Raw genomic sequence first — 9,060 nt, forward strand, 5'->3', positions numbered from 1 at the left:
ACTAGACTCTTCTTCTTTTTGGTGGTCTACATCCATTGTGTGGGATTGGAGTAACATCTTTAATTAATGTTACTTCTAAACCTGCTGCTTGTAGAGATCTTATTGCTGCTTCTCTACCTGATCCTGGTCCTTTTACGTATACTTCAATACTCTTTAAACCATGTTCCATTGCTGTTTTAGCTGCAGTTTCAGCTGCCATTTGCGCTGCAAATGGAGTACTTTTTCTTGATCCTCTGAAACCTAGAGCTCCAGCACTTGACCATGATAACGCGTTTCCTTGTGCGTCTGTTAAAGTAACTATTGAGTTATTGAAAGTTGACTTGATGTGTGCAGCACCATGCTCAACATTCTTTCTTTCTTTTTTTCTTCTAGTCTTTTTGACTTTTTGAGCTGCCATCGAATTCCCTCCTCACTACTTCTTCTTATTTGCGATAGTTTTCTTTGGTCCTTTTCTTGTTCTTGCGTTAGTTTTAGTCTTTTGACCTCTAACTGGAAGACCTTTTCTATGTCTGATTCCTCTATAACATCCGATTTCTACTAATCTCTTGATGTTTAAAGCTATTTCTCTTCTTAAGTCACCTTCAACCATTATAGTCTTAGTAATTAAAGTTCTGATTTCATTTACTTCTTCTTCAGTAAGATCTTTAACTCTAGTATCTGGATTTATTCCAGTAGTTGCTAAAATCTTATGTGAAGTAGAAAGTCCTATTCCATATATATATGTTAGACCTATCTCAACTCTCTTTTCTTTTGGTAGATCTACTCCTGATATTCTTGCCATTAAAACTTACACCTCCTGATAATTGAAATGCATAAAAGTTAATTATTTTTGTGCTTTATATAATAAAATTTTAGGTCGATAGACTTTTATTCATCTATCGGTCAGCCGTCCTAAAATTTACTTATTTAATTAAAATGCCTATATAATCATATGTGACTTTAACCTAAAAGTCAATAATTATTATATAGTAATATAATACTTTTTTGCCTAATACCTAATTATATTAGCCTTGCTTTTGCTTGTGCTTAGGATTTTCACAGATAACCATTACTCTTCCTTTTCTTCTTATAACCTTGCACTTTTCGCAAATAGGCTTAACTGATGGTCTTACTTTCATCGCTAACCCTCCTTGTAATATTTGATAGATTATCCTATCTTATTTTGCTCTCCAAGTAATTCTACCTCTTGATAAGTCATATGGAGAAAGCTCCACTGTAACTTTATCTCCTGGTAAAATTCTGATGAAGTTCATTCTTAATTTTCCTGATATATGTGCTAGAATTGTATGCCCACTTTCAAGTTCAACTTGGAAATTAGCATTTGGTAAAGATTCTAAAACTACACCTTGCATTTCTATAACATCATCTTTTGACATAAGGTAATCAACCCTCCTTAACAATGTATCTTAATTTAAAAAATCTCTTAATTTTTAAGTCAGTATCTTTTCTGTCGCTGATCATGGCTGATCTGATATCGTCATCTATATTTTCTAAGAAAGATAAATGCTTAACTTTTTTCTTCTTAGGTGTCTTAACCTTTTTAGTATCACCATTTGCAAGTAATACATACTGATCATCAACAACATGTGTTACCACATATAAATTTCCTTTATCTCTGCCAGCTAAAGAAAGAACAACTTTCCCAATCAAGTCATTGTTTTGCAAATTTTTCACCTCGATGATTACCTTAGAATTAAATAAGCTAAGTATGTATACTATGCAAATTTAAAACTAAGTAACACTTTTATTAATCTAGTGTTAATACTTCGGGACCATCTGGTAAAATTGCAACTGTATTTTCGTAATGTGCTGATAGGCTTCCATCACTTGTCACAACTGTCCAGTCATTTCTCAATGTTCTTACTTTAAAAGTTCCTTCATTAACCATTGGTTCTATAGCTAGAACCATGCCTTTAGTAAGCACTGGACCTCTACCTAGTCTACCGAAGTTAGGTACTTCAGGATCCTCATGTAGATCTCTGCCTATCCCGTGTCCTACAAAATCTTTAACAACGGAAAATCCATTTGTCTCTATATGATTTTGTATGGCATGTGATATATCTGTTAATCTATTCCCAATTTGAGCGAATTTTATTCCCTCAAAGAAAGATTGTTTTGTAACTTCTATAAGTTTTAATGCGCTTTCACTTACATTTCCTACTGGAAAAGTTCTAGCTGCATCACCATGAAATCCATCAAAATATGCTCCACAGTCAATACTGACAATGTCGCCATCCCTGAGAATATATCCACCTGGTATTCCATGTACAACCTCATTATTAACAGATATACAAAGTGTAGCTGGGAACCCATACAATCCTTTAAAGGAAGGTTTAGCGCCTTGCTCAGTTATAAACTGCTCTGCAACTCTATCTAACTCTTTTGTACTTATACCTGGTTTGATTTCATGTTCTAATAGTAACAATGTTTCAGCTACTATTTTTCCTGCTCTTCTCATACGGTTGAGCTCTAAATCATTCTTAATTAAAATCATTATTTAGTGCTTCCTAATATGTCGCAGATACTTTCAAATACTTCATTGATTGCTTTAGTGCCATCAACTGTTGAAAGTAAATTTTTATCTCTATAAAAATCAATTAGTGGTTGTGTTTGTTTTTCATAGACATCAAGTCTTTCTTTAACTGTTTCTTCAACGTCATCTTTTCTTTGAACAACGTCGCTTCCACAAAGATCACATTTTCCTTCAACCGCTGGTGGGTTAAATTTAACATGGTAACTTGCTCCACATGAAGGACAAACTCTTCTACCAGTCATTCTTTCAAGTATAAATGAACTTGGAACTTCTATACATAATGCTGTATCTAAGTTTTCATTTCTACCTTCTAAAAATTCTTGTAATGCTTTTGCTTGAGCAACTGTTCTTGGGAAACCATCTAATAGGTATCCGTTCTTACAATCGTCTTGCACAAGTCTATCTTTAACCATATCTATGGTAACTTGATCTGGAACTAATTGTCCGTTATCCATATATCTTTTTGCTTCAATTCCTAACGGAGTATTTTCTGAAATATTCTTTCTGAAAATATCTCCTGTAGAAATATGTGGAATTGAATATCTATTACTAATTGATTTTGCCTGTGTTCCTTTTCCTGCTCCAGGAGGACCTAATAAAATAATCTTCACGGGCATCATCTCCATTATCTAATCTTATTTAAGAAATCCTTTGTAGTGTCTCATTATCATTTGTGATTCTAGTTTTCTTGTGAAATCTAGAGCAACACTCACTACAATAAGAAGTGCTGTTCCCCCAAATTGTATTTCCTTGAATGAAGTATAATTTGTTACTATTATAGGTGTAACCGCTAATAGTGCTGCAAATATTCCTCCAATGAAAGATATTCTGTTAAGAATGCTTTCAAAGTATTGTGTAGTTGGCTCGCCTGGTCTAATACCTGGTATAAATCCAGCAGACTTGTGCAGATTCTCTGACATTTCGTCTGGCTTGAAAGTAACTTGAGTATAGAACCAATTGAAGAATATAGTTAATAGTGAATAAACAACTAGATACATCCAGTTTTGACTATTAAAAATACTCATTGGGCTACTAGTAACCCACACTGCCCAATCCTTGTCTGGGAAGAAGCCTGCTATTGTTGGTAAGAATTGCATTACAGACATAGAGAATATTATTGCTATTACAGCAGATCCAACTATGCTTAATGGGATGTGAGTGGATTGACCCTTCATCATCTTGTTACCAACCGCTTTTCCTGCATATTGTACAGGAATTCTTCTTTCAGCAAGTGAGAAATAAATTACTCCAGTAATTGCAGCTAGTGCAAATACTAAGAATAAGGCAATCTCAACAACATTAACATCTAATGACATAACTGAAGCTATTGTCATTGGTAGTCTTGAAACTATATTTACAAAGATTAAGATTGATACACCATTTCCGAAACCTTTAACAGTGATCTGGTCTCCTAACCACATACAGAATGTAGAACCAACAACTAACGCCAGTATGACAACCATCATTTGTGCAGTTTTCATACCTACAGTTGCTCCTGTTTGAGATATTGTTGCATACATACCAAACGCAAGAATCACAGCAATTACAATTGATACATACCTAGTGGCATTTTGTATCTTTCTTCTACCATCTTCGCCTTCTTTAGAAAGCTGTTCTAATGATGGAATAGCTATTGTTAATAACTGTATAATGATTGATGAGTTAATGTATGGCATTACCCCAAGAGCAAATATACTAAATCTACTTAAGGCTCCTCCTGATATTAAATCATAGAAACCCATTAAATTTCCAGATTGAGCGTATCCTTTAAGGAAATCAGCGCTAATCCCAGGAACAGGAATATGACTTCCCATCCTAAAGATAGCAACTAAAAATATTGTCCAGTAAAATCTCTTTCTCAATTCTGGAACCTTCCAGGCATTACGTAGGGTTGATAGCATTCTTATTTCACCTCAACTTTTCCTCCAGCTGCTTCGATTTTCTCTATAGCAGACTTTGAGAACTTGCATCCTTTTACAGTTAAGTTCTTCTCTAAGTTTCCGTTTCCAAGAATCTTAATTCCGTCCATAACTTTTGATACAACTCTTGTTTCTAAAAGTAATTCTGGAGTAATTTCTGTTCCATTTTCAAAAATGTTTAATCTATCTACATTTATGCTAACGATCTTCTTAGCAAAGATATTAGTGAATCCTCTTTTAGGAAGTCTTCTGTATAAAGGCATTTGACCACCTTCGAAACCTGGTCTAACTCCACCGCCTGATCTAGCGTTTTGTCCTTTTTCACCTTTACCAGCGTTTCTTCCTAAACCTGAACCAGTTCCTCTACCAACTCTCTTAGGAGCTTTTCTGCTTCCAGCAGCTGGCTTTAATTCATGAAGTTTCATATCTCAGTGCACCTCCTCTTATATTTCTTCTACTTTTAGTAAGTAATCAATCTTTGTTACCATACCGTTTATTTGAGGAGTTCCCTCATGTTCTACTGTCTTACCGATTTTCTTAAGTCCAAGGGCATTTGCAGTAGCGATATGGTCTTTCTTTCTACCGATTAAGCTCTTTACTAGTGTAATTCTTAACTTAGCCATGCAATCTTCCCCCTAACCTAATATTTCCTCAACAGATTTTCCTCTTAATTTAGCTATTTGTTCAGCTGTTCTTAAGTTTGCTAATCCGTTGATTGTAGCTTTTACCATGTTGTTAGGATTGTTTGAACCTAATGATTTAGCTCTAACATCCTTAACACCTGCTAATTCAAGTACTATTCTAGCTGGGCCTCCAGCTATAACTCCTGTACCTTCTTTAGCTGGCATTATAAGAACATCACCTGTTCCGAATTTACCATGGATTTGATGTGGAATTGTAGTGTCAACCATTGAAACTTCTACTAAGTTTTTCTTAGCGTCTTCAATTCCTTTTCTGATTGCTTCAGGTATTTCGATAGATTTTCCCATTCCAACTCCAACGTGTCCGTTTTCGTCTCCGACAACAACAAGAGCTGCGAATCTAAAGTTTCTACCACCTTTAACAACCTTAGTAACTCTGTTTATGTTAACAACCTTTTCTTTAAGGTCTAGTGTACTAGGATCGATTCTCATTTATTTCCCTCCTCGTTTCTTAGAATTTTAAGCCTGCTTCTCTAGCACCTTCAGCTAATGATTGAATTCTTCCGTGGTATATAAATCCACCTCTATCAAAAACAACTTCTGTTATTCCTTTATCAATAGCTTTCTTAGCAACTAATCCGCCAACTACTTTAGCGCCTTCTTTGTTTCCGCCCTTAGCTGAGAAATCTTTTTCTAAGCTTGAAGCAGCAACTAAAGTTACAGCATTTATATCATCTATGATTTGTGCATAGATATTTTTTTCACTTCTGTATATTGAAAGTCTTGGTCTTTCAGGAGTACCGAAAACTTTCTTACGTACTCTAAGGTGACGTCTCTTTCTGCTTGCTTTTCTGTCTGCCTTTTTAAACATAAAGCTCACTCCTTTCTTTTATTACTTACCAGTTTTACCTTCTTTACGTCTGATCACTTCGCCTTCATATCTGATACCTTTACCTTTGTATGGTTCAGGTTTTCTCCATGATCTGATCTTTGCAGCTGCTTCTCCAACTTTTTGCTTGTTGATTCCTTTTACAACTACTTTAGTAGTTTCAGGTATTTCAAATTCAACACCTTCAACTGCTTCTATTTCAACTGGATGTGAATATCCAAGATTCATTACAAGTTTGTTTCCTTGTTTTTGAGCTCTATAACCAACACCGTTTAAGATTAAAGTCTTTTGGAATCCTTTTTCAACTCCAACAACCATGTTGTTTATAAGTGCTCTAGTTAATCCGTGAAGAGCTCTGTGCTCTTTAACGTCACTTGGTCTAGTAACAACTACTTCGTTGTTTTCAACCGCGATATTCATGTCTTTGTGCATAGCTTCTACTAGCTCACCCTTAGGTCCTTTTACAGTAACAACATTTTCTGGTGTTACTGTAATAGTTACGCCAGCAGGTATAGCTATTGGTAATCTACCTACTCTTGACATAATTGCACCTCCTGTATTTTATACATACATATATTCAAATGTTTTAATTAATTCTAATTTATATATTAACTACCAAACGTAGCAAAGAACTTCTCCACCAACGTTGTTCTTTCTAGCTTCTCTATCTACCATTATTCCTCTTGAAGTTGAAATAACAGCGATACCTAAACCATTAAGAACTCTAGGTGTTTCGTCTTTTTTGCAGTACACTCTTAATCCTGGCTTAGATATTCTCTTTAATCCAGTGATTACTCTTTCGTTGTCAGCTCCATATTTAAGAGTTATTCTTAACATTGGAACTACTCCATCATTGTACTCATCAATTTCCTTGATGTATCCTTCTTGTAATAATATATTTGTAACGGCCTTCTTTACGTTAGAAGAAGGTACCTCTACTACTTCATGTTTAACAGCATTTGCATTTCTTATACGTGTTAGCAAATCTGCTATAGGATCTGTCATAACCATTTAATGTGCCTCCTTTCGCTATATCTCCGGTATTACCAGCTTGCTTTTTTACAACCAGGGATTTGGCCTTTATATGCAAGTTCTCTGAAACAGATACGGCATATACCGAATTTCTTTAATACGGAATGTGGTCTTCCACATATTCTACATCTAGTATAGGCTCTAGTCTTATACTTAGGTGTCTTATTCCACTTTTCTATCATCGCTTTACGTGCCATATATTATCCCTCCTTATTGTTGAGCAAATGGCATACCAAGGAATCTTAATAATTCTCTTGCTTCTTCGTCTGTGTTAGCAGTTGTTACGAAGATTATATCCATTCCTCTTACTTTATCGATTTTATCGTACTCAATTTCTGGGAATATTAATTGTTCTTTAATTCCTAATGAGTAATTTCCTCTACCGTCAAATGACTTAGCTGAAATTCCTCTAAAGTCTCTAACTCTTGGTAAAGCAATTGACATTAACTTGTCAGCAAATTCGTACATCTTTGCTTTTCTTAATGTAACCTTACATCCTAATGCCATGTTTTCTCTAATTTTGAAGTTAGCAACTGATTTCTTAGCTCTTGTTAATATTGGCTTTTGACCAGTTATTAAAGTTAAATCGCTAACTGCTGATTCTAAAACCTTTTGGTTTTCTTTGGCTTCACCAACACCCATGTTGATTACTACCTTTTCAAGTCTTGGTACTTGCATTATATTTTCATATCCGAACTTTTCCATCATAGCTGGGATTATCTCTTTTTCATATTTATCTTGAAGTCTAGTCATATTGTTAACCTCCTTTCAAATTCTAGAATGTTTCTCCGCACTTTTTGCATACTCTTACTTTAGCGCCGTCTTCTAAGATGCTATTGCTAATTCTAGTAGCTTTTTTGCACTTTGTACAATATAACATTACCTTTGAGCTGTTAATAGCAGCTTCTTTTTCGATTATAGCACTTTCAGCTTGAGTTCTACCTGCTTTTTGGTGCTTCTTTACTATATTAACTCCTTGAACTAGAACTTTTCCAGTCTTAGGGAATACTTTTAAAACTTCACCAGTTTTTCCTTTATCTTTTCCTGATATAACAACAACTGTGTCGTTCTTTTTAACGTGTATTTTCAAGTTAGCCACCTCCTTATTATAGAACTTCTGGTGCTAATGATAATATTTTATTGAATTCTTTATCTCTTAGCTCCCTAGCAACAGGTCCAAAGATACGTGTTCCTTTTGGTTGCTTATCATCTTTTATTATAACAGCAGCATTTTCATCGAATTTAACGTATGATCCATCTGCTCTTCTGATTCCTTTTACTGATCTAACAATAACAGCCTTTACTACTTCGCCTTTTTTAACAACTCCGCCTGGTGTTGCACTTTTAACGCTAGCAACTATTATGTCTCCAATGTTACCGTACTTTCTCTTAGATCCACCTAATACTCTGATGCACATTATTTCCTTTGCTCCTGAGTTATCAGCGACTTTTAATCTAGTTTGTTGTTGTATCATTGAAAATTACCCTCCTTTCAGTCTTAAGCTATATTATTTAGCCTTTTCAACTATTTCAACAAGTCTCCATCTCTTGTCCTTTGATAAAGGTCTTGTTTCCATTATTAAAACTCTATCATTAACTTGTGCTTCATTTTTTTCATCATGAGCTTTGAACTTAGTAGTTCTGTTAACAGTTTTTCCGTATAGTGGATGTCTTACTTTAGTTTCAATAGCAACTACGATAGTTTTATCCATTTTATCAGAAACAACTCTTCCGATTTTCTTTTTTCTTAGTCCTCTTTCCATTAAGGCTTACCTCCTTCCAGATTTACTGTTCAACAACCCTTAACTCTTCTTGTCTTAAGATGGTTTTTATTTGGGCTATAGATTTCTTTACTTCTCTTATTCTCATAGGATTTTCTAATTGTCCTGTAGCTAATTGGAATCTTAAGTTGAATAATTCAGCTTTAAGTTCTCCTAATTTAGCTTTTAAATCTTGAGGATTACTTGCTCTTAATTCTTTTAATTCTCTAGCCTTCATTATTCTTCACCACCCATTTCCTCAAAATCTCTTCTTGTAACGAACTTA

The 9,060-nt window shown here is 34.7% G+C and carries 20 protein-coding genes; all 20 read right to left on the reverse strand.

Features of this window, described 5'->3' with window-relative positions; all coding sequences use genetic code 11:
• Position 1 precedes the first annotated feature (1 nt).
• Entirely contained in the window at positions 2-397 is a 396-nt protein-coding gene (gene rpsK / locus RSF37_RS07135) for a 30S ribosomal protein S11 (RefSeq protein WP_332563715.1), read from the reverse strand.
• 15 nt (positions 398-412) lie between these two features.
• Positions 413-781, reverse strand: coding sequence for a 30S ribosomal protein S13 (gene rpsM, locus RSF37_RS07140; protein ID WP_332563716.1), 369 nt, complete (start codon positions 779-781; stop codon positions 413-415).
• A gap of 223 nt (positions 782-1,004) precedes the next feature.
• Positions 1,005-1,118, reverse strand: a complete 114-nt coding sequence (gene rpmJ / locus RSF37_RS07145; protein ID WP_039312872.1) for a 50S ribosomal protein L36 — start codon at positions 1,116-1,118, stop codon at positions 1,005-1,007.
• 39 nt (positions 1,119-1,157) lie between these two features.
• Positions 1,158-1,376: a translation initiation factor IF-1 gene (gene infA, locus RSF37_RS07150; protein ID WP_332563717.1), complete on the reverse strand. Its 219-nt coding sequence runs from the start codon at positions 1,374-1,376 to the stop codon at positions 1,158-1,160.
• A gap of 7 nt (positions 1,377-1,383) precedes the next feature.
• Positions 1,384-1,665, reverse strand: a complete 282-nt coding sequence (locus RSF37_RS07155) for a hypothetical protein (RefSeq protein ID WP_332563718.1) — start codon at positions 1,663-1,665, stop codon at positions 1,384-1,386.
• Between the two features lie 82 nt (positions 1,666-1,747).
• The gene (map, locus tag RSF37_RS07160) at positions 1,748-2,494 is read right to left on the reverse strand and encodes a type I methionyl aminopeptidase (RefSeq protein WP_332563719.1); all 747 of its coding nucleotides are present in this window, start codon (positions 2,492-2,494) and stop codon (positions 1,748-1,750) included.
• Positions 2,494-3,144 carry an adenylate kinase gene (locus RSF37_RS07165; protein ID WP_332563720.1) on the reverse strand — a complete coding sequence of 217 codons (651 nt, stop codon included), beginning with the start codon at positions 3,142-3,144 and terminating at the stop codon, positions 2,494-2,496. Before RSF37_RS07165 ends, map begins: the two co-directional genes overlap by 1 nt.
• Before the next feature lie 24 nt (positions 3,145-3,168).
• On the reverse strand, positions 3,169-4,434 hold the full coding sequence (gene secY / locus RSF37_RS07170; protein WP_332563721.1) for a preprotein translocase subunit SecY: 1,266 nt from the start codon (positions 4,432-4,434) through the stop codon (positions 3,169-3,171).
• Positions 4,435-4,436: 2 nt separating this feature from the next.
• The gene (rplO, locus tag RSF37_RS07175; protein WP_332563722.1) at positions 4,437-4,877 is read right to left on the reverse strand and encodes a 50S ribosomal protein L15; all 441 of its coding nucleotides are present in this window, start codon (positions 4,875-4,877) and stop codon (positions 4,437-4,439) included.
• An 18-nt stretch (positions 4,878-4,895) separates the two neighbouring features.
• Positions 4,896-5,075: a 50S ribosomal protein L30 gene (rpmD, locus tag RSF37_RS07180; RefSeq protein ID WP_332563723.1), complete on the reverse strand. Its 180-nt coding sequence runs from the start codon at positions 5,073-5,075 to the stop codon at positions 4,896-4,898.
• A gap of 12 nt (positions 5,076-5,087) precedes the next feature.
• Positions 5,088-5,585 (reverse strand): 30S ribosomal protein S5, encoded by a 498-nt coding sequence (gene rpsE / locus RSF37_RS07185; protein ID WP_332563724.1) that lies wholly within the window; start codon positions 5,583-5,585, stop codon positions 5,088-5,090.
• Positions 5,586-5,604: 19 nt separating this feature from the next.
• Positions 5,605-5,964: a 50S ribosomal protein L18 gene (rplR, locus tag RSF37_RS07190; RefSeq protein ID WP_332563725.1), complete on the reverse strand. Its 360-nt coding sequence runs from the start codon at positions 5,962-5,964 to the stop codon at positions 5,605-5,607.
• A gap of 21 nt (positions 5,965-5,985) precedes the next feature.
• Entirely contained in the window at positions 5,986-6,525 is a 540-nt protein-coding gene (gene rplF, locus RSF37_RS07195; RefSeq protein ID WP_332563726.1) for a 50S ribosomal protein L6, read from the reverse strand.
• A gap of 69 nt (positions 6,526-6,594) precedes the next feature.
• Positions 6,595-6,993, reverse strand: coding sequence for a 30S ribosomal protein S8 (gene rpsH, locus RSF37_RS07200; protein WP_332563727.1), 399 nt, complete (start codon positions 6,991-6,993; stop codon positions 6,595-6,597).
• A gap of 32 nt (positions 6,994-7,025) precedes the next feature.
• Complete coding sequence (locus RSF37_RS07205; protein ID WP_024615608.1) at positions 7,026-7,211, reverse strand: type Z 30S ribosomal protein S14; 186 nt, start codon at positions 7,209-7,211, stop codon at positions 7,026-7,028.
• A gap of 13 nt (positions 7,212-7,224) precedes the next feature.
• A complete protein-coding gene (gene rplE, locus RSF37_RS07210; protein ID WP_332563728.1) occupies positions 7,225-7,767 on the reverse strand; it encodes a 50S ribosomal protein L5 in 543 nt (180 codons plus the stop codon).
• Positions 7,768-7,789: 22 nt separating this feature from the next.
• Entirely contained in the window at positions 7,790-8,104 is a 315-nt protein-coding gene (rplX, locus tag RSF37_RS07215) for a 50S ribosomal protein L24 (RefSeq protein ID WP_332563729.1), read from the reverse strand.
• 16 nt (positions 8,105-8,120) lie between these two features.
• Positions 8,121-8,489 (reverse strand): 50S ribosomal protein L14, encoded by a 369-nt coding sequence (rplN, locus tag RSF37_RS07220; RefSeq protein WP_039312829.1) that lies wholly within the window; start codon positions 8,487-8,489, stop codon positions 8,121-8,123.
• A gap of 33 nt (positions 8,490-8,522) precedes the next feature.
• The gene (gene rpsQ / locus RSF37_RS07225) at positions 8,523-8,777 is read right to left on the reverse strand and encodes a 30S ribosomal protein S17 (protein ID WP_039312826.1); all 255 of its coding nucleotides are present in this window, start codon (positions 8,775-8,777) and stop codon (positions 8,523-8,525) included.
• Between the two features lie 22 nt (positions 8,778-8,799).
• On the reverse strand, positions 8,800-9,012 hold the full coding sequence (gene rpmC / locus RSF37_RS07230) for a 50S ribosomal protein L29 (protein ID WP_039312823.1): 213 nt from the start codon (positions 9,010-9,012) through the stop codon (positions 8,800-8,802).
• Between the last annotated feature and the right edge of the window lie 48 nt (positions 9,013-9,060).

The organism is Clostridium sp., from assembly GCF_036643715.1.
GTDB lineage: Bacteria > Bacillota > Clostridia > Clostridiales > Clostridiaceae > Clostridium.